This is a genomic window from Bacillus songklensis (genome assembly GCF_042649685.1).
Lineage (GTDB): Bacteria > Bacillota > Bacilli > Bacillales > Bacillaceae_H > Bacillus_BA > Bacillus_BA songklensis.
This window is the reverse complement of sequence record NZ_JBHRZT010000007.1, coordinates 140,844-158,655: the sequence shown is the minus strand read 5'-3', so window position 1 is coordinate 158,655 and position 17,812 is coordinate 140,844. Positions and strand designations below refer to the sequence as shown.

The window sequence follows — 17,812 nt, the reverse complement described above, 5'->3', positions numbered from 1 at the left end:
AGTGAACATTTATACAAAAACAGGTGACAAAGGAAAAACGGGTTTAATCGGCGGTCGTGTGGACAAGGACGATAATCGTGTGGAAGCGTATGGCACGATTGATGAACTGAACAGTTTTGTTGGACAGGCAATTTGTCAGCTGGAAGGTGAAATGTTTCAGGATGTAAAAGAGGAATTGATCAACATCCAGCATGAGCTGTTCGATTGCGGAAGTGATTTAGCGTTTGCCAAACAAGGTCATCCGTATAAAGTGAATGAATCGATGATTGAGCAGCTCGAAAGCAGGATTGATGTCTATATGAACGAAGCGCCGCCGATTGAACGATTCATTTTACCAGGCGGGACACCCGCAGCTGCGACTTTTCATATTTGCCGCACTATCGCCCGACGAGCGGAACGTCTTGTCGTGACCGTTCAAAAAGAGCATCCCGTTAATGAATCGGTCATGCGATATTTGAATCGTTTATCCGACTATTTCTTTGCTGCGGCAAGAATGGCCAATGCAAGAGCGGGGATCAAGGATGTCGAATATGTTCGCAGTGCAAAAGTATTTCGTTCGAACAACAAAGATGAAACGAAAGATGCGTGATGTATGAAAAAGAGGCTGATTTAGGAAGCGTAAAGAACATGGTTCCTAAGTCAGCCTCTTGAAAATGAACCGTTATGACAAATCCAGCAAAATCAAGGATCTCATTGACGGTTCATTTCAGTTTTAAAAAAGGATTATCCTCTTGTTGAGCTTATTGAGTCATCCCCTTTTATAATTGCTGCAAAATGGACTGTAAATCCTGCTTGAGCAGCTGGACTTCACTGCTTGTTAAAAAGATGGGCCATCCATCATTCACGGTAATCATCATACCTTCATGCATATCTTGCTGTTCAATCCGACGATAAAGAGAATTCGCCTTTTCAAGGGATAAAGAAGATTGGGTCGGAACGTGCTTCACTTCTGTAATCGTAAATTGATGTGTACTAGCGTCTACGTCCCCGCGTAAAATGGAGCCTTGCATGAATTTCCCTCCTTTCTTCTTAGCTTTTCTGATTTTGCCAAAAATATGTTTCGAAATTCGGAACAAAAAGATTGTAAAAACAAGAGGAAAGGGACTATAATCATGAATAGTGTCAATTCGTAGGGAAAGGAGAGGCGAATAGATTGCAGCAAAATCAAACAACAGGAATTGTCTATGCTGCGGGCGCCTATTTGATGTGGGGAGTGCTTCCTCTTTATTGGAAGCTGTTAGATCAGGTTCCGTCAGAGGAAATTTTGGCGCATCGCGTCTTTTGGTCATTTATTTTTATGATGATTTTATTGGCGGCAGGAAGACGTATCGGAGAGTCCCTGCGTGAGTTTAAAAAGCTAATGAGGTCGCCTAAATCGTTCTTTTCATTGGCAGCCGCTTCACTGCTCATTAGTATTAACTGGTTTGTTTACATATGGGCGGTCAACCATGGTCATGTTATTGAAGCGAGCCTCGGTTATTATATTAATCCTTTGGTCAGCATTTTGCTTGGCATCATCGTGTTGAAAGAAAAGTTGAACTCATGGCAAATTATTTCAGTTGTATCAGCAGCTGCGGGGGTTTTGTTTTTAACGGGTCATTACGGAAAGTTTCCGTGGATTGCCCTTATACTTGCGTTAAGCTTTGGGCTGTATGGACTTGCGAAAAAAATGATTCCGATGGATTCTACCATGGGCTTAACGTTTGAAACGTTAATGGTTACACCGCTTGCGGTTGCGTATCTTGTCTTATTGTTCGTAAAAGGAGAGGCCGGTTTTGGGACGGCATCCCTTCTGAATCATGCGTTATTGATTGGTGCCGGTGTTGCGACAGCTGTACCGCTCCTCTATTTCGCGAAAGGGGCAAAGCTTATTCCGCTTTCCATGGTCGGCATTTTGCAATATATTGCTCCAACGATTACGCTTATATTAGGAGTGTTTGTGTTCCATGAGCACTTCTCGAAAGTGCATATGCTGGCGTTCTCGTTTATTTGGACCGGATCCATCATTTTTTCGTTGGCAAAGACGAAATTTATGATGAACCATCAGCCGAAATTAAGAAAAAGCCGTTCACTTGGTGCATGATAGAAGAGGCTGTCCCCATGAGTCTCTAATCAATGACAAAAGTTGATCTTTACTGAAAGGACCCGTCACGGAATCCTCTGATTTTGCTGGATTTTCATGACGGGTCTTTTCGATTGTTAAGGCGTAGAGGATAAACAAAATAGTGATGATTTGAAAAAGGCTGACCGATCTTGTTTGCGTATAATCCAGTAGTCCCAGCAGGAAGAGCCAACCGTCACTTAGAAGCAGCAAAACAATGAACAGGAAGCTTAAACGATTCAGATGAAACCAATATCTAAGTGTTAAGAAACAAATAATGCAAACAGAAAAGAACATTTCCCCCAAAACTAAAAACAGCCATTTATGTTGCAGAATCGATTCAATCATGGCGGTTTCCCCTTACCATTCATTTTTCTATTATTCTAACATTTAAGGATGCTGTCCGATAATCATTTTTGCCGGGTCTTGGCTGAAAGTATGTGACTCGTAGAAGGACTTCGTTTTGCTCAAAGTTTTGTTGGAGAACGATCGTGATGTTTGCTGCTTTGGTTCATTTGTGCAACATGCCTGTTTTGCGCGAAAGAACCAAAGGTTATAAACGTTAATGCAGGTCGTTCAAAAATCAATTAATTCCGTTACATATACCGCGCCGTCATGAGACTGTTGCAAAAATGCATCGAGTTCATATTCATTATCGAATTCATACATTTTATAATCATTGCGATTGTAAAAAATAGTCACAATCCACATGTTTCTAGACTCCTTTTTGTTTTATTATGTCCAGTATTCCAATTTCTCATCAAATTTTAATCTAGTTCACAGGAAAACTTAAAGTTGTTCATTTATAATGAGGTCACATCAGCTACTAAGGGAAGGAATATATCCATAAATAATGGGGCATGATGAAGGGCATTCGCTTTTTGATTCGTACACATTGTATCAAAAATGATCGTACGGGAGGGTCATGATTTCCTAAAAGCTTGTTCACAAAAATCGGAAGACGTAGTGTGATGCGTGGATGTTGGGAAGAGTTGGATAAGAAATCTAGAGTCGGAATTTTCATGTGAACCATTAAGGAGGGATTGGCCATGATGTGGCTTCGTTTTGTACCACTTGTATTTTTCTCGGCGGCAGCTTTATCAATTGCACTGTTTCAATCCGTTGAGATAACACAGGCATTTATCGATATGTTCTTTCACAAAGAATCCTGATGCTCAAATCAAGTTCAACATAAGCATAGTGTATTTACAAAAACTGACAAAGCTGCGGAAGGAAGCGCCATTGTATTGCGTATGAGGCGATCGGCTCTTTCTTGCGAAATAGACCTTTCTGTTAAGTTCGCTGCTTAAAGAAAGGTCTATTTTGCGTATAGATGTTTTTAATGCAGATTATTTGTCAACATAAGGTAAGATAAGAAGGGAGATGCTCGTGAGTAGGGAGGATTTGTATGAAGAAGATTTTGTTGATTGAAGACGAGAGAAATTTAGCGCGTTTTATTGAGCTTGAGCTGAAATATGAAGGCTATGGGGTATCGGTCGTTCATGACGGCAGGAGCGGTCTGGAGTTGGCGCTTCAAGAAGAGTGGGATTTGATTTTGCTTGATATTATGTTGCCGCAGTTGAATGGGATAGAAGTTTGCCGCCGTATTCGGGCGGTCAAGATGACCCCGATTATGATGCTGACAGCGCGTGATAGTGTAATGGACCGTGTGTCAGGTCTTGACAGCGGGGCGGATGACTATTTGCCAAAGCCGTTTGCGATCGAAGAATTACTGGCTCGTATTCGCGCGCTTTTTCGGAGAATGCCGTCTTCGCCGTCCTCTCCTTCGTCCATATTAACATATAAAGATATTCAAATGGAAGTTGAATCCCACTTGGTCAAAAAAGGAGAAGAAGTATTGAATCTAACAAAACGAGAGTATGACTTATTGCTCACATTTATGGAAAATATGAATGTTGTACTGACGCGGGAAGTGTTGTTGAACAAAGTGTGGGGATACGAGAGTGAAGTGGAAACGAACGTTGTAGATGTGTATGTCCGTTATTTGCGGAATAAAATAGATACTCCTGGAGAAGAGAGCTACATACAAACAGTTAGAGGAATAGGATACGTGATGCGGCAATGAAAAGGTTTCGTAATGCATCTTTGAAATGGAAATTCATGATTTTATCTTCTGTTACTATTTTTGTCTCCTTTTTCTTATTTACCTTTTTGCAATATCATATTGTGTACAATTGGATGTTAAAGCAGGAAGAGAAAATGGTGGGGAAGACGTTAGAGGAACTTGTTGCTTTTTATGATGAGAAAAGTCCGGGCCTAACGAAAGCGTCTATACGAAAAAGTCATTCATTTATCGAGGCATTAAACGAGAAAAATCAAAGGATTACGGTGATGGATGAAGCTGGCAGGGTAATTGCTGACGTTTCAAATGATGTCTCCCCGTCTTTTAATGTCCGGGACAAGGCGATAAAGAAAAGGGAGCGCCAACATTATTATGTAGACAATGATCACGCCATCATTATGAGGGCGCCTGTCATGATTGAAGGGAAGAAAGGAACCATTCAAGTTGTCCGTCAATTGGAGCGTTTTGATCAAATTACAAACGCTTTCTTTACGATTATGACATTTTTTGGAATGGGTGCTGTCGTAATCAGCAGTTTGTTAGGGTGGCTCATTTCAAAACAATTTCTTGCCCCAATCAACGACTTGACAAGGATGATGAAGAGCATTAAAAGAAAAGGATTTCAGCAGCGAATGGAGAAAAGGGATGCAAAAGATGAACTGTCTGAGTTGACGAACATGTTCAATGGCATGATGGATGAAATCGAAGGTGCTTTTGAACAACAGAAACAATTTGTAGAAGATGCTTCCCATGAATTTCGTACTCCGATTGCAGTATTGGAAGGACATCTCCGTTTGCTAAAAAGGTGGGGGAAGCAAGATCCCGTCATTTTGGAGGAATCACTTGATGCTGCATTATACGAAACAAATCGTCTAAAACATTTAGTGTTGGAGTTGTTGGAGTTATCAAGAGCCGAAAACATTCGAGTGGTGACGGATGAAGAAGTGATTGAACTGAACGAAACTGCCGGTAAAATTGTCAAAAACGTAGCGGCCGTTCAGCCTCATTTTACAATTGACTTCCATCCCTACCGCACTCCTCTGTATATACGAATAACAGAACATCACTTTAGTCAAATTCTCATGATCGTACTTGATAATGCAATTAAATACTCTCCGATGGAAAAGTGGATTCGGGTTGAAATAACAGATGATGAGGATAAAGTGGATGTGTTGGTAAGTGATTGGGGAATAGGGATTTCGGCAGAAGAAATCGGTAAAGTGTTTCAGAGGTTTTACCGAGTTGATAAGGCCCGCAGCAGAGAAAAAGGAGGAAGTGGGTTAGGGTTGGCCATTGCCAAGAAAATGATGGAAAAGTATAACGGTCGTATTGACATATTAAGCAGAGAAGAGAAAGGAACAACGGTGAAGCTCTCTTTTCCGAAAGAGGAAATGTCTCAATAGCATAAAGCGTAGCATATTGGGACAAATCCATTTTTGGTGATTATATAAGCTTGCGGTCGTAGTGGTCTTTTGAAATAATAGAATGATAGAGCAATAGATGGATTTAATGAGAAAGAAAAGGATAACAAAAGACTGTAAACTTTCAGTTATCCTTTTTGAGCTGAGGCGTCATGGGAAGGAGAAACCCTTCATGGCGGCTCTTTTTTGTGAATTGGCTAGAAATCAGTGCTAAATAGGTTTTTATAAAAAAGTTTGGTGTCAGTTTGTCTTTCTATCAGCATGCTTCACGAGTGTTTTGAATGTATCGTTTCGGAGAAATGGGAATGATGGAAGAATAGCTTACAATTTACGATAGTGAAAATGGGCGTTTAATTGACCTTTGATCATTTGCTCTCGTACTTCTTTCGTTTTTTGTTTTTCATCACGCTTGGCCAGTTCGGATCGAATTTCGTGAGTTTGTACCCCTTCCTCAATCTTATCTGCAATCTCCATTAAGCGATCTACATCCGAAAAGGAATATTTTCGGATGCCTGTTGTCGTTCGATCAGGAAAAATAAGTTTCCGTTTTTCGTAATAGCGAATTTGACGTTCTGACAACCCTGTCAATTCTTTGACAATCCCGATAGACATGACTTTTTTATCACGGTAAGAGAAATCATTTCCTGTCAAATGTGCTCACCTCTTTTGGTCTTTTCCTTTAGTATAGAAAAACAGAATGTTAATCAGTTTATTGTGTGAAATATTCTAACATGTTTACGTTATATTTGCGAAAGATGATGTAAGGAAAAGTAACATTTATATTGAGGAGCATGAATGAGGATGGTAAATTAAATCCAACAAAGGTCAAAGGGGAGAAGGAGTATGGAGATGCAAAAAATGGATCAGCAACAGATATTGGAATTAGCGAGGCAAATTGTAGAGCTGGATGTAAAGAGAGATGAAAAATGGGAACATTTAACACAGCTTGCAGGCAGGTATGCGTATGAGTTATTGAGAAAGGTGCAAAATAGTTAAGAGCGTCCTTGAAGTTATCGGACGCTCTTTTTTGTGGCTTGTTAGGATAGGTTTTCAGGAACAATGTTGATGTTTAGTGTTTTTCTATTTCGCACACTTTCAGAGGAAGTTGAAAATGAGCCGAAAATCAACAATAAACTTTAACGCCGCTTTAGGACAAATCAGCGGATTGTTCTTCTAATTGTTTTAGTTGTTCTTGAATTTGTTGATGGTTTAAATTTTCGCCAATTAATACGAGAATTGTCGGCAGCTTCATGACTTCCTTCATATAAATGGGCATTCCGTAAGAATATTGGAACATATATAAGTCATTTGAGTGAGTGAACGTTAAATATCCCTTCATTCGATAAATAGTATCAGGCATACGGCGAAGCCAATCTTCGAACAGTTCCAAGTCAAAAGGCTTTTCTTGTTCATATACAAACGTTTTTAAATGGAGATGATGGTGTACGTGCGTTTTTTCATGGGATGATTTTAGGGAAAAGGTACGTCCCTGTATCGCTTCAAGTGAAATGCTGGCATGGCTTGTTAATACACACCCGGCATTTGCATTTAATGATTGGATTTCGTATAACAAAGATGCTTGCTCGGATTCTGTTAGCATGTCCACTTTATTGATCAAAATAAAGTCCGCATGGCGAATTTGTTCGACTAATAAAGTTTGAAGCCGGATGCTCAACTGCTTTCGATCTTTCCAGCGGTTCGCATCGACTAACGTAATAATCCCCTTCATGTCAATTTGCGCTGCAAATAGAGGGGACATGCAAGCATCCAACACTTCTACAGGGTGGGCAACCCCGGTTGTTTCGATATAGATGGCGTCCAGTTCATATTCTTGCAGCATGGAATGAATCTGTGTTTCGAGTTGTCCCTGGATGGTACAGCATACACAGCCGTTTAGCAATTCTTTTAAGGGAGTATCTCCGGGGATGGCATTGGAATCAATCGAAACTTGGCCCAATTCGTTCATTACAACGGCAATGCGGCGTTTTTTCTCTTTTTCTTGTTTTAAAAGTTGTTGCAACAGTGTCGTTTTCCCGCTTCCTAAAAAGCCGGATAAAATGTATATTTCTACTTTTTTCATTAAACAATCTCCTGACCATATACTTTGTTTTTGTTAAAGGGCGATGTTGATTTTACTATTTTTCGCACGCTTTCAGCCTCAACTGAAAATGATAATAATCAAGATTGATAACCGTGATATAAAATAGATTCCATCACTTATTATAGTCACGAAATGCAAAATGTAAATGAATCGATAAGCGGTGTGTAAAAAAAGAAAGAAAAGTTAGATAATTATGATAGAATAAAAGGAAAAAAGAGGGCAAGGAGAGGATGAAAGAATGAGGATACTAGTGTTGGGAGCAGGAGCGGTAGGCGGCTATTTCGGAGGCCGTTTGTTGGAAAAAGGAGAGGATGTAACGTTTTTAGTTCGTGAAAAGCGCAATCAGCAATTAAGAGAGAGGGGATTAGTCATTAAGAGCATCCATGGAGATGTTGTTTTGCATCCTCAAACGCTTGTGACAGGGCAGCCTTCGCAGCCGTTTGATCTTATTCTCGTCTCCACGAAATCGTATCATTTACAGTCTGCCATCAATGACTTGAAGCCGTATGTAGGCGAACAAACCGTCATTTTACCGCTATTAAATGGGGTAGGGCATATAGAAACGCTGCAAGAGGCATTCGGGAAAGAGAAAGTCATCGGAGGATTATGTTTTATTGAAACGACGCTAAATGAAAAAGGAGAAGTGGTGCAAACAAGTCCGATTCATGACGTGGTGTTCGGTGAATTTTCAGGAGAGAAAACAACCCGCATCACATACATAAATGAAGCGTTCCGCAATACGAAAGCCAACTTTCGTTTGAGTGAACATATTGTTCAAGATATGTGGCATAAATATTTATTCATCACAACTTTATCAGGTGTCACAACACTAATGCGTGCTCCTATTGGTCCAATTCGCGACGTGAAAAACGGATGGTCATTCATTGAAAAATTATGTACAGAAGCAGCGAATATTATGAGAGCGGAACAAGCTCCGATTCATGAAGATATTGTTCAAAAACACATGAAAACGATGAAAAACATGACGTATGCAATGAAATCGTCGATGCAGCGGGACATGGAAAAAGGATACTTGGTTGAAGCGGACCACTTGCAAGGATACTTACTGACGTTGGCGAACAAACATGGATTGGAAACTCCACTTCTTGAAGTGGTATATCAAAATCTGAAAATCTATGAAATGACGATGTCGAGTTAAAAGGTGTGAGGGCAAGATGGACAAGAGAGTGATCGATCTTGCAAGTATGGGAGTTTTGGGTAAGTTGTTTCATAAGCAAGAGCTGCACAGAATAAAAAAGGAAGAGGGGCTTGCCTTTCTATTTGATGAATCGGGAGAGCTTCTTTATATCGAGTGTGTCACGAGTAATCTTGAAGCTTCAATTTATAAATATCAACCAGAAATTGAATTTATTGGGATGATTCCCGTAGAAGGGGAAATTGCTAGTCTTGAAATGATTAAAATCATGCTTTCCCGCGCTTATTATCCAAAAGCAAGTGACCATCACCCGTTTATAAAGACTATTCACAGCGGCTGTATCAAGCTTTTCACGCACTACAAGAAAAGAAGAGAGAAAGAATTTATCTATACTTGAGGGAGAGTCGTTCAGTCGCAGATATGAGGCTTTTTTAAACAGTGAAGAAGCAGCGGAAAAGTTGGGCCTATCAGTGGAGACACTCTTTTTTTACTGTCAGCATTTAAATTACACCGGTTATGTCTTTCGGAAAGATTTGCATCGGAGATATGTATTCATACAGGAAGACTTGCTGCTTCTTAAAGTTTTTGTCAATCTACTCGCCAGGGGCATTACCATTAAAAGAGCGGCCAAAGAAAGCGTGAAGCTAACGGAAAAATTCGGTGTCCAAGAAGCGCTGCGTCTCTCCAAGCTTGCTTCCGGTCATATAAAGTGAAATTTCACTCGGTGGGGACTTCAACGCACAGGACGTGCAAGCGGAAAATCCGTTCTTATTCTTTCATCAGTAAGCGTTAGTTGAATGAATAGAGAAGGGGAGAGCATCTTTTTTGAAATGAAAGAAAAGATGATAGTAAACTAAACGACTAAAAAAGAACCTTTTCATTCAACATTTTCGTGAAAGGTTCTTTTTTATATAAATCCAATTTAAGTTTTTAACCTCTGTCACCCGGCTTTCTTCTATTTGCGCTTTTCTGTTTTTTCATCTTGAACGAGCTTACAAAGGTCTTCGATTTATATAGTGAAACCTCCCGGCTTTAACATACCAAAGGACGTTAAAGCAGTTCATTTAAGAGGCGGGGAAGGATGATGATTGAAAGCACACAGATTGAGCTGACAATATGATGCATCTCCAAAGCTGCGATGACAAATAGCATCACAGACATATATAATTGGATCCCCTTTAGAAACCATGGCTTTTTTTCGAAAAATAAATCACTAAGGACGAATAGAAGAAAAATGCCAAGGCCAGTTGCGATGGTAACGGGCAGGGAAGTGATAACCCTTTTTGTATGAAATAAAATAAGCAGGCCAAGAAAAATAAGGGCTGTTGTTTTCATTGCGGGTATAATGAATCGTCTTCTCACTTTTACACCTTCAATTTTTGTGATTGTACATTTTTATTTTCGATGGATTCCTTTTTGTCAAAAAAGACCTCAGAGTGGAGATTAACAAGAACTTCACATTATGGCATATCCCATTCCATTCAAGATTATATACGTTTAAAACCCGGCATACAATGTTTTATTTTCCAGTATTGCCATGTATACCTATAAATAGGCAGATTTTTATGGTTAGGCAATAAAATATGTGCATAATATATGATGATAATAAGATGTATGGCCGAAGGGAGAGGAAAAGAATTATTTGACTACAGAATCATGAAATGGTATAGTTACATTAACTGTTTACTTCGTATGTAAATTTTAATATAATCAAGTCGTTTTCATGCAGTGATGAAACATTTCTCACCTTGGACGTACTGCTATATTGGATTTATGTAAGTGGTAAGATGGTTATATTTTTTCATGTTTTTAGGAGGCTCATTTATTATGCAAGGTAAAGTAAAATGGTTTAACGGCGAAAAAGGTTTCGGTTTCATTTCTGTTGACGGCGGCGACGATGTATTCGTACACTTCACAGCAATCCAAGGTGAAGGCTTCAAAACTTTAGAAGAAGGTCAAGAAGTTTCTTTCGACATCGTTGAAGGTAACCGTGGCCCTCAAGCAGCTAACGTTGTAAAATTATAATTCGACGAATAGACGAATCATAAAAGCAGTCCAGTCAATGGGCTGCTTTTTCATTTATTAAAAAGGATAAAGTATAAATATGGGTAAGACTTCAATAAATAATGGTCAGTTTATTCGAAAGTGCACAAATTTGGGTCTCCAGAAGATCATTTCATAATGGATTTTCGCATTAATATAAAACTTCTTGAATGATAAATGCTCATTCACCATCTTATATATGGCCTATCAAAAAAATAAGGCGACTTTTTTTAGTCGCCCTACAACTTATAAAGAACATAAACCAAGATCAAGAATAAACCGTGCATAGCAAGAGGATTCGCAAACACGGCCTAGCAAGAGTATACTTAGTATATGACATACTCGAAGCTATGAATCTCTTATAAGAAGGTGAAAACAATTGGATATCAAGCACTTACAGTATTTTATTGAAGTTGCTCGCTTGAATAGCTTTTCCCGTGCAGCTGATCATTTATTTATCACTCAACCTACCATCAGTAAAATGATTAAAAATCTTGAGAATGAACTGGGTGTAACATTATTTGAGCGGTCTCGAAAGAAACTAACTTTAACTGATGCAGGACACGTTATTTTTCAGCAGGCACAGGTAATTGACAAAGCATTTCGAAATTTAGAAGTTGAACTTGATTCCCTTTTAGGGTTAAAGAAAGGATTTATTCGGATTGGTTTACCGCCCATTATCGATTCTCGTTTTTTTCCAAGTATGATCGGCAGTTTCCATGAGCAGTATCCAGACATCACTTTTCAATTAGTTGAAAATGGTTCAAAGAAAATAGAAGAGGATGTCGCAGCCGATGAACTTGATTTTGGCGTCGTCGTTCTCCCAACAAATAATGATTTGTTTCATGATCTGTCGTTTGTGGAAGAGGATATGAGGTTAATCGTCCATCCCTCACATCCGTTAGCAGATAAAAAGGAAATTAATTTAGCAGAACTGGACGGTGAATCCTTTATTTTGTTTAATAAGGACTTTGTATTACGTGATCGAATCATCTCTTCCTGCAACCTTGTTGGATTCACCCCCCATATTATTTCTGAAAGCTCTCGATGGGATTCTGTTGAACAAATGGTCGCCTGTAAGCTGGGTGTAACAATTTTACCTGAAGGCATTTGTCACCATCTTGAAAGCAACGTCCGAACCATAAAAGTAGTCAATCCCTCTATAAATTGGAAACTTGCAATTATTTGGAGGAAGGATCATTATCTTTCGTATGCTGCAAAGGAATGGCTACGGTTTACTAAAGAGCAATTAAAAAGATGATGTCCCTTTTGGAGTCAGAATATGAATGATAGACGGTTCTTTGCGGCATGGTGAAAGAACCGTCTTTATTTTTAAGGTTCATGTACATAACGCATATTTGAAAGCATTTACATAGATATCGTCTATAGTTTAGATGAAATATAACCATTTTACTCACAAAATGTTCCATTATACACTTTAAGAAAAGGGACCCCTAAGAACTTTTTAGGAGAGTTGGTTATGTTCTGACCTTTTGTGACAGATGATTTAAGACAGAAAGGAACAAATACAATGGAACGAAAAAAAGCAAAGGAAAGTCGCATTATTAATACAGATCAAGTATTAAGCTGTGATTTAAATAACTATAATACACTTTTTGGTGGAATTCTGATGAAAAAAATTGATGGTTGTGCAACATTGTCAGCTCGCAGACATTCAAGAGCAAAAGAATGTGTAACAGCATCAACAGATTCCATCGATTTTTTATGCCCGATTGAACAAACCGATTCAGTATGTATTGAATCCTTTGTTTCCTATACAGGGAAGACATCAATGGAAATTTTTTGTAAAGTTATTGCAGAAGATATGATGACCGGTGAGAGAAGAATAGCCGCTACTGCATTTCTGACTTTTGTAGCCTTGGATGAAAATAAAAAACCTATTGAAGTGCCGGGTGTTTTGCCTGAAACGGCGGAAGAAAAGTTTCTTTATGAAACAGGGAAAGACAGAGCAGAAATGCGTAAGTTAAGAAGACAAAAAAGTAAAGATCTAGCTGGATTTATCACAGTTGAAAAACCATGGGATGTTGAGTAGTTCAAGAAATTATTTTAAGGAAATTAAATAAAAGGGGACGATCGTATGGTATCCATATCAAGTCTTGCCGAATTAAAAGCAGTCAAAGCTGAACTAGAGAAAATCAGGGAATCCGAACCAGCCCTTTTTGAAATTTGGTTACATGTCATTCATCTGACACGACAATTACAATTCAAATATCATTATATGGGATGCTTAATTACAAATGAAGATCCGGGTAAATATGCACCACGTTCCGTCCAATCCTCTGTTATAAGCATGTATCAAAATGAGGTAAGGGCATTAATGGAAAAAAACGGTGCTGAAAAATTGAAGGATTTATTAAAAAAATATCCTAAGATCGGATATAATAAAATTAGTCTTTTATCACTTGGCCAAACGCCTGAGTCATTAGTAGGTGTTTCGGTGGCGTGATTTAACATAACAGATGGTTTTGATATCAACCAGAAATCGTCTTGTTAACAATCATACGATTGATTTTTATCTAAGTGAGTCAAGAGATAAAAAGCAGCCAAGCGCTTTTTCAAGAAAGCCTCGGCTGCTTTTTATGTTTGCAAACCTTGAGCCATAACAAATGAGGTCCTATTTGTCTACCAGATTATGTTTGCACCAGAACCAAAAGCATAAATCGTTTTTGAAAAGAGAGAAACCGCACTGAAACGCATCAATGATAATATGTTTTCCTTCTATGTTCAAAGTATCATCATTCCCTCTATATCGTGTTTAATTTATCTTATGAGATTTTTTTTAAAAAAACTTGTACGATTGTCTTTATTATTTGTAAAATGGTTCTAACAAAAAAGCAGGAAACAAAAGAAATGAATCTTTTGTGTGCTTAGAAATGTTAATATAGGAATTAAGGTATAAAATCTTTAATTGAAAGTTCGGTGCGGGTATGGACCTTATAACGAAGGATTTGCTTATCAACTTTTTATTTATCCTCCTTTCTTTATTTTTAGTGCAAATGTTTTATCTATTAAAATATGCGTATCGATTTGAAGAATTAAAGGATTGGATGATTGCGGTTTTTCCTGTTGTCTCCGTTGTTCTGTGTATGCTATTTCCTGTTGCTTTAGGAGAGCATTTTATCCTGGATCTTCGCAGGATTCCTTTTATCTTAGGAACGTTATACGGTGGATATAAATTAGGTTTCTTTTTGTTATCTTTGATTTTAATTATTCGCTATCCTATGGGTGGAGATGGCTTTTATGTAACACTCCTTTCTTTATCACTGGTAGTTGTTTTGGTATTCTTTTTATCCAAATACTATTTAAAGATGTCTGTAAAACAAAAATTGATGGTAAGCGGTTCACTGATCTTTGTTTCATTAATGACATCAATGTTTTTTTCAGAACAAATACTTGGGCTCAACATTGGAACAACTATTTGGATAGAGTATATTGTTATCAATGTAATCGGCATGTTCATTACTACGATTCTTTGGGAAGTAATAAGAACAAATTTTGATGTGTTACAGAGGGTAATAAAAGCAGAAAAATTAGAAGTTGTCAGTCATCTTGCAACAAGCATTTCTCATGAGGTTCGGAATCCACTCACAGCAAGCAGAGGGTTTGTGCAAATGTTATCTGAGGATGTATCCTTACAGACAAGAAAGAAGTATGTAGATATTGCGATACAAGAACTGGATCGTGCGGCAGAAATCATTAATGATTATTTAACATTTGCGAAACCAATACTTGAAAAGAAAGAAAAAATAAATGTTTTTGAGGAGATTCAGCATGCTGTAAGTGTCATTACCCCTTTAGCTAATATGAATACGGTACGAATAAGGCTATCTTTATTGAATAATGAAAAATATTTTGTTGTGGGAGAAAGAAAAAAATTCCAACAATGTTTGATTAATATGTTGAAAAATGGAATAGAAGCGATGCCAGATGGTGGAGAACTGCAAATACTTCTAAGCTATAACCATCCCAATATACAAATCGATATTTGTGATACGGGCAAAGGTATGACACAGGAACAAATGAATCGCCTTGGTGAGCCGTATTTTACAACAAAGGAAAAGGGGACAGGACTTGGTACGATGGTTTCGTTTAGTATTATAAAGGGGATGAATGGAAAAATCAGCGTGGCAAGTGAGGAAGGGAAAGGGACATACTTCTCAATTAAAATCCCAATCTATCAACACTCAGCCTATATAAATCCGCATACATCATTAAACATGAGCAAAAAACGTTCTCATGTTTAATGATGTACGCATAAGCGGCTGCCAATCGACATTAAGGGTTTTTATCAGCCGCTTATACGAAGACCTTTGTAAGTCTGCTCAAGGTGAGAGAACAGAAAAGTGCAAATAGAAGAAGGCTCAATGACAGAGGTTAAAAAATTAAATATGCACGCACACAGCTATTTAGCCGGGAAAGATGAATCTATGACTTGACTGCTTCTCATGTTTGTAATTCTCGTGTTATGACAGTAGATAGGGTCGTTCCTTCCAATTTGAATAATGGATTCGTTTACGACCAGGGAGACACTGTAACCAAAAGTGGGGATGGCTCTCCTTCTCCGCCGGCCGTCTTCAATGCCTGGTCGACTTGATTCAATCCGTAATTATGGGAATGCATCTTGCTGAGCGGAAACCTTCGGGAAGCTATAAACTCCGTCGCCATCTTCACCGATTGGTAACTATGCCCGCGGACGCCCTTTACCGTTAGCGTTTTCTGAATAACTAAATCGCTATTAAACTCCGGGATTTTTTGGTATTTATATGCTCCAAAGATTACAGTGCCGCCCTTTTTGGCGATTTCCAACGAGGAAATAACCGGTGCTGTTCCGCCTGAAGTCACATCCAATACGATATCCGCCATTTTACCTCCAGTGATTTCATGCACACGGGAAACGAGATCTTCAATCTGGATATTGATGATATGATCCACACCCAGTTCACGTGCTAACTCTAAGCGGCGAAGACTTGTGCTGCGGCCAGTTACGATCACTTCCGCTCCAGCCGCCTTGGCCGCCAAAGCGCAGGCTAAACCTTGCTGTCCGGGTCCTTGGATGACAATCACTTTGCCTGGCTTTGCTCCACCTACAATGCTCATCCACTCAAAACCATTCGCTAAAGGAAGCGTAAGCGCTGCTTCTACCGCCGGGACATGTTCCGCCATTTTATGGACGACTGCGTTCGGATGAAGATACAGATATTGGCCGAATCCTCCCCATAAGGAAGGATTCTGAGAGACGGGAGTCGTCCCATAGCGGATTCCACCTGCCCGGGGATCGGTAAATAGACAGGAACGATAGATTCCTGTTCGGCAATATTCACATTGCCCGCATGGAATGTACTCCTCCATGGCAACCCTATCGCCTTCTTTGACTCCCCATTTCTTTGCGGCTACTTCACCGATTTTTTCAATGTATCCGACGACATGGTGACCTAGGATTCTAGGTTCCTGGTTTTTTCGGTAATAGGAGACATCCGTTCCACAGACGCCTACGATTTCCACTCGCAGGATTCCTTCCTCGGGGGACAACTCCGGAATTTCAAATTCCTGTAGCTCCGTTTGCTTTTCACCTACCGCTACTGCTGCTAATACTTTTTGTGCCACTCCTATCCCTCCTATATCATCTATTGTCGTTACTGAGGTTGACGGTTCAGCACGACATTCTAGTTTCCGGAAGACTGGCCATCTCACAAATAAGTGCTTTTTCGGATTCCTTCCATAAAAACGAGAAAATTGGCCAAATAATCGGTGAATTGCTTACACATTGTCCCTAGATTGATCTTCATCGGCTCCCCGCTTGCGGTTACAGCGTATATTCTTCCAACGTAGACTTTGAAAACAGATCTTCAATTTTTAATTGATTTTTAATCATCCCTTGCTCATAGGAATAGGTGACGGCCGCCTCCAACGTTTTGCGGTTTTTCTCCAAGCCGTACGGCCAGAAATCCTCCCCCATCAGCTTCCGGGTATTTTCCCATTCGGATACGAACCAAGGTAAGGTGACTTTCAATGCCGCCGTTTGATTGAATCCTTCATAGACCTTTTGTTTGGCTTCCACGAAAGCCTGGTATAAATTTGCCGCTACCCACGGGTGTTTTTCCAGGATTTCATCCTTGATTGCAACCACATGCATAATCGGGAAGATTCCCGTTCTTTCGTAATAATTTTTTTCTACAGACACATAATCGGGGAATAAACGCTGCACGTTAGGCGATCCGTTCAAGAAGCAAGATGGTGCGCGCGGAGCGATCAGAGCATCAATTTCTCCCCATTCAAGCATTTGGTTCAAGGTTTGGTCTTCGCCGATCGGCCGGATGTTGATTTCCGGAGGCAACTCCAACTTCACTTTTTCGATTCGACCCGGAGTTTCCTGCCCGCCAGTGTACCAATTCATGTCCGCTGGATGAACACCGTAATCATGATGTAAAATTCCGCGAATCCACAGACAAGCCGTCAATTGGTATTCGGGAATCCCAACCCGTTTGCCGCGTAGATCGGCTGGTTCCTTTATGCCCGAATTTTTATTGATATAAATGCCGGAATGACGGAAAAAACGTGACATAAATACCGGAATGGCGGTGAATTTAGGATACCCGCGGTCTTTGGCAATCAAATAAGAAGACAGTGATAATTCAGAAATATCAAACTCCTGATGGCGCATCATTCTCCAGAATGTTTCTTCCACCGGCATATTCAGCCAATTTAAATCGATTCCTTTTACTTGAACCGTTCCATCGGTCAATGCGTGAATTCGGTCATAATCCCAGCATGCAAAGCTTAATGTTAATTTCGACATTTGTTTCACCCTTTCTCTTAATTCCAGTTAAAGTAGAATAAGAATTTGTTTTTTTATTTATTATGGCTTGAATTTTTTGAACGTGAAACA

General features: G+C 39.4%; 22 protein-coding genes. 14 read left to right on the top strand and 8 right to left on the bottom strand.

The genetic code is table 11. The annotated features are described in order from the left end of the window. Window position 1: 1 nt before the first annotated feature. Window positions 2–589, top strand: a complete 588-nt coding sequence (locus tag ACFOU2_RS01355; RefSeq protein ID WP_377911535.1) for a cob(I)yrinic acid a,c-diamide adenosyltransferase — start codon at window positions 2–4, stop codon at window positions 587–589. Between the two features lie 169 nt (window positions 590–758). Here ACFOU2_RS01355 and ACFOU2_RS01350 read toward each other — a convergent pair whose 3' ends face one another. Then, window positions 759–1,010: a hypothetical protein gene (locus ACFOU2_RS01350; RefSeq protein ID WP_377911533.1), complete on the bottom strand. Its 252-nt coding sequence runs from the start codon at window positions 1,008–1,010 to the stop codon at window positions 759–761. A gap of 143 nt (window positions 1,011–1,153) precedes the next feature. Between ACFOU2_RS01350 and rarD the strand changes: the two genes are divergently transcribed. Beyond that, window positions 1,154–2,083: an EamA family transporter RarD gene (gene rarD, locus ACFOU2_RS01345; RefSeq protein WP_377911531.1), complete on the top strand. Its 930-nt coding sequence runs from the start codon at window positions 1,154–1,156 to the stop codon at window positions 2,081–2,083. Here the strand turns inward: rarD and ACFOU2_RS01340 are convergent. Further along, the gene (locus ACFOU2_RS01340) at window positions 2,069–2,449 is read right to left on the bottom strand and encodes a hypothetical protein (protein WP_377911529.1); all 381 of its coding nucleotides are present in this window, start codon (window positions 2,447–2,449) and stop codon (window positions 2,069–2,071) included. The two genes, rarD and ACFOU2_RS01340, sit on opposite strands and share 15 nt — an antisense overlap. A 228-nt stretch (window positions 2,450–2,677) precedes the next feature. Then, a complete protein-coding gene (locus tag ACFOU2_RS01335; RefSeq protein ID WP_377911527.1) occupies window positions 2,678–2,812 on the bottom strand; it encodes a hypothetical protein in 135 nt (44 codons plus the stop codon). Window positions 2,813–3,150: 338 nt separating this feature from the next. Here ACFOU2_RS01335 and ACFOU2_RS01330 point away from each other — a divergent pair, with 338 nt between their 5' ends. The 3 genes from ACFOU2_RS01330 to ACFOU2_RS01320 all read left to right on the top strand — a co-directional run bounded on the left by ACFOU2_RS01330 (window position 3,151) and on the right by ACFOU2_RS01320 (window position 5,587). Next, window positions 3,151–3,273 (top strand): hypothetical protein, encoded by a 123-nt coding sequence (locus tag ACFOU2_RS01330; RefSeq protein ID WP_377911525.1) that lies wholly within the window; start codon window positions 3,151–3,153, stop codon window positions 3,271–3,273. 236 nt (window positions 3,274–3,509) lie between these two features. After that, on the top strand, window positions 3,510–4,187 hold the full coding sequence (locus ACFOU2_RS01325) for a response regulator transcription factor (protein WP_377911523.1): 678 nt from the start codon (window positions 3,510–3,512) through the stop codon (window positions 4,185–4,187). Further along, the gene (locus ACFOU2_RS01320; protein ID WP_377911521.1) at window positions 4,184–5,587 is read left to right on the top strand and encodes an ATP-binding protein; all 1,404 of its coding nucleotides are present in this window, start codon (window positions 4,184–4,186) and stop codon (window positions 5,585–5,587) included. Before ACFOU2_RS01325 ends, ACFOU2_RS01320 begins: the two co-directional genes overlap by 4 nt. Before the next feature lie 339 nt (window positions 5,588–5,926). Here ACFOU2_RS01320 and ACFOU2_RS01315 read toward each other — a convergent pair whose 3' ends face one another. After that, entirely contained in the window at window positions 5,927–6,256 is a 330-nt protein-coding gene (locus tag ACFOU2_RS01315; RefSeq protein ID WP_377911519.1) for a MerR family transcriptional regulator, read from the bottom strand. A gap of 207 nt (window positions 6,257–6,463) precedes the next feature. On the opposite strand from ACFOU2_RS01315, the gene ACFOU2_RS01310 reads away from it, so the two are divergent. After that, complete coding sequence (locus tag ACFOU2_RS01310; protein ID WP_377911711.1) at window positions 6,464–6,601, top strand: hypothetical protein; 138 nt, start codon at window positions 6,464–6,466, stop codon at window positions 6,599–6,601. A 151-nt stretch (window positions 6,602–6,752) separates the two neighbouring features. On the opposite strand, the gene ACFOU2_RS01305 is transcribed toward ACFOU2_RS01310, so the two are convergent. Further along, complete coding sequence (locus tag ACFOU2_RS01305) at window positions 6,753–7,685, bottom strand: CobW family GTP-binding protein (RefSeq protein WP_377911517.1); 933 nt, start codon at window positions 7,683–7,685, stop codon at window positions 6,753–6,755. 259 nt (window positions 7,686–7,944) lie between these two features. Here ACFOU2_RS01305 and panE point away from each other — a divergent pair, with 259 nt between their 5' ends. The 3 genes from panE to ACFOU2_RS01290 are packed head-to-tail and all read left to right on the top strand — an operon-like array spanning window position 7,945 to window position 9,575. After that, window positions 7,945–8,865, top strand: coding sequence for a 2-dehydropantoate 2-reductase (gene panE / locus ACFOU2_RS01300; RefSeq protein WP_377911515.1), 921 nt, complete (start codon window positions 7,945–7,947; stop codon window positions 8,863–8,865). A gap of 28 nt (window positions 8,866–8,893) precedes the next feature. Beyond that, window positions 8,894–9,259: a hypothetical protein gene (locus ACFOU2_RS01295; RefSeq protein ID WP_377911513.1), complete on the top strand. Its 366-nt coding sequence runs from the start codon at window positions 8,894–8,896 to the stop codon at window positions 9,257–9,259. Continuing rightward, window positions 9,252–9,575 (top strand): MerR family transcriptional regulator, encoded by a 324-nt coding sequence (locus ACFOU2_RS01290; RefSeq protein ID WP_377911709.1) that lies wholly within the window; start codon window positions 9,252–9,254, stop codon window positions 9,573–9,575. Before ACFOU2_RS01295 ends, ACFOU2_RS01290 begins: the two co-directional genes overlap by 8 nt. Before the next feature lie 337 nt (window positions 9,576–9,912). On the opposite strand, the gene ACFOU2_RS01285 is transcribed toward ACFOU2_RS01290, so the two are convergent. After that, window positions 9,913–10,224 (bottom strand): hypothetical protein, encoded by a 312-nt coding sequence (locus ACFOU2_RS01285; protein WP_377911511.1) that lies wholly within the window; start codon window positions 10,222–10,224, stop codon window positions 9,913–9,915. Window positions 10,225–10,686: 462 nt separating this feature from the next. Between ACFOU2_RS01285 and cspD the strand changes: the two genes are divergently transcribed. From cspD to ACFOU2_RS01260, 5 genes are all read left to right on the top strand, one after another. After that, entirely contained in the window at window positions 10,687–10,887 is a 201-nt protein-coding gene (cspD, locus tag ACFOU2_RS01280; RefSeq protein ID WP_377911707.1) for a cold-shock protein CspD, read from the top strand. Window positions 10,888–11,284: 397 nt separating this feature from the next. Then, window positions 11,285–12,166: a cidABC operon transcriptional activator CidR gene (cidR, locus tag ACFOU2_RS01275; protein WP_377911509.1), complete on the top strand. Its 882-nt coding sequence runs from the start codon at window positions 11,285–11,287 to the stop codon at window positions 12,164–12,166. Window positions 12,167–12,436: 270 nt separating this feature from the next. Next, on the top strand, window positions 12,437–12,958 hold the full coding sequence (locus tag ACFOU2_RS01270; protein WP_377911507.1) for an acyl-CoA thioesterase: 522 nt from the start codon (window positions 12,437–12,439) through the stop codon (window positions 12,956–12,958). Between the two features lie 45 nt (window positions 12,959–13,003). Further along, complete coding sequence (locus ACFOU2_RS01265) at window positions 13,004–13,372, top strand: hypothetical protein (RefSeq protein ID WP_377911505.1); 369 nt, start codon at window positions 13,004–13,006, stop codon at window positions 13,370–13,372. Window positions 13,373–13,853: 481 nt separating this feature from the next. After that, window positions 13,854–15,170: an ATP-binding protein gene (locus ACFOU2_RS01260; protein WP_377911503.1), complete on the top strand. Its 1,317-nt coding sequence runs from the start codon at window positions 13,854–13,856 to the stop codon at window positions 15,168–15,170. Window positions 15,171–15,438: 268 nt separating this feature from the next. Here ACFOU2_RS01260 and ACFOU2_RS01255 read toward each other — a convergent pair whose 3' ends face one another. Beyond that, the gene (locus tag ACFOU2_RS01255; RefSeq protein WP_377911501.1) at window positions 15,439–16,530 is read right to left on the bottom strand and encodes a zinc-dependent alcohol dehydrogenase; all 1,092 of its coding nucleotides are present in this window, start codon (window positions 16,528–16,530) and stop codon (window positions 15,439–15,441) included. Between the two features lie 199 nt (window positions 16,531–16,729). Next, window positions 16,730–17,722 (bottom strand): PhnD/SsuA/transferrin family substrate-binding protein, encoded by a 993-nt coding sequence (locus tag ACFOU2_RS01250; RefSeq protein WP_377911499.1) that lies wholly within the window; start codon window positions 17,720–17,722, stop codon window positions 16,730–16,732. Window positions 17,723–17,812: the final 90 nt, after the last annotated feature.

Bases quoted from the DNA above. Each gene is read 5' to 3' on its own strand.
- ACFOU2_RS01350 (WP_377911533.1), bottom strand. From the start codon at position 1,010: ATGCAAGGCTCCATTTTACGCGGGGACGTAGACGCTAGTACACATCAA.
- ACFOU2_RS01340 (WP_377911529.1), bottom strand. From the start codon at position 2,449: ATGATTGAATCGATTCTGCAACATAAATGGCTGTTTTTAGTTTTGGGG.
- ACFOU2_RS01335 (WP_377911527.1), bottom strand. From the start codon at position 2,812: ATGTGGATTGTGACTATTTTTTACAATCGCAATGATTATAAAATGTAT.
- ACFOU2_RS01330 (WP_377911525.1), top strand. From the start codon at position 3,151: ATGATGTGGCTTCGTTTTGTACCACTTGTATTTTTCTCGGCGGCAGCT.
- ACFOU2_RS01325 (WP_377911523.1), top strand. From the start codon at position 3,510: ATGAAGAAGATTTTGTTGATTGAAGACGAGAGAAATTTAGCGCGTTTT.
- ACFOU2_RS01320 (WP_377911521.1), top strand. From the start codon at position 4,184: ATGAAAAGGTTTCGTAATGCATCTTTGAAATGGAAATTCATGATTTTA.
- ACFOU2_RS01310 (WP_377911711.1), top strand. From the start codon at position 6,464: ATGGATCAGCAACAGATATTGGAATTAGCGAGGCAAATTGTAGAGCTG.
- ACFOU2_RS01305 (WP_377911517.1), bottom strand. From the start codon at position 7,685: ATGAAAAAAGTAGAAATATACATTTTATCCGGCTTTTTAGGAAGCGGG.
- panE (WP_377911515.1), top strand. From the start codon at position 7,945: ATGAGGATACTAGTGTTGGGAGCAGGAGCGGTAGGCGGCTATTTCGGA.
- ACFOU2_RS01270 (WP_377911507.1), top strand. From the start codon at position 12,437: ATGGAACGAAAAAAAGCAAAGGAAAGTCGCATTATTAATACAGATCAA.
- ACFOU2_RS01265 (WP_377911505.1), top strand. From the start codon at position 13,004: ATGGTATCCATATCAAGTCTTGCCGAATTAAAAGCAGTCAAAGCTGAA.
- ACFOU2_RS01260 (WP_377911503.1), top strand. From the start codon at position 13,854: ATGGACCTTATAACGAAGGATTTGCTTATCAACTTTTTATTTATCCTC.
- ACFOU2_RS01250 (WP_377911499.1), bottom strand. From the start codon at position 17,722: ATGTCGAAATTAACATTAAGCTTTGCATGCTGGGATTATGACCGAATT.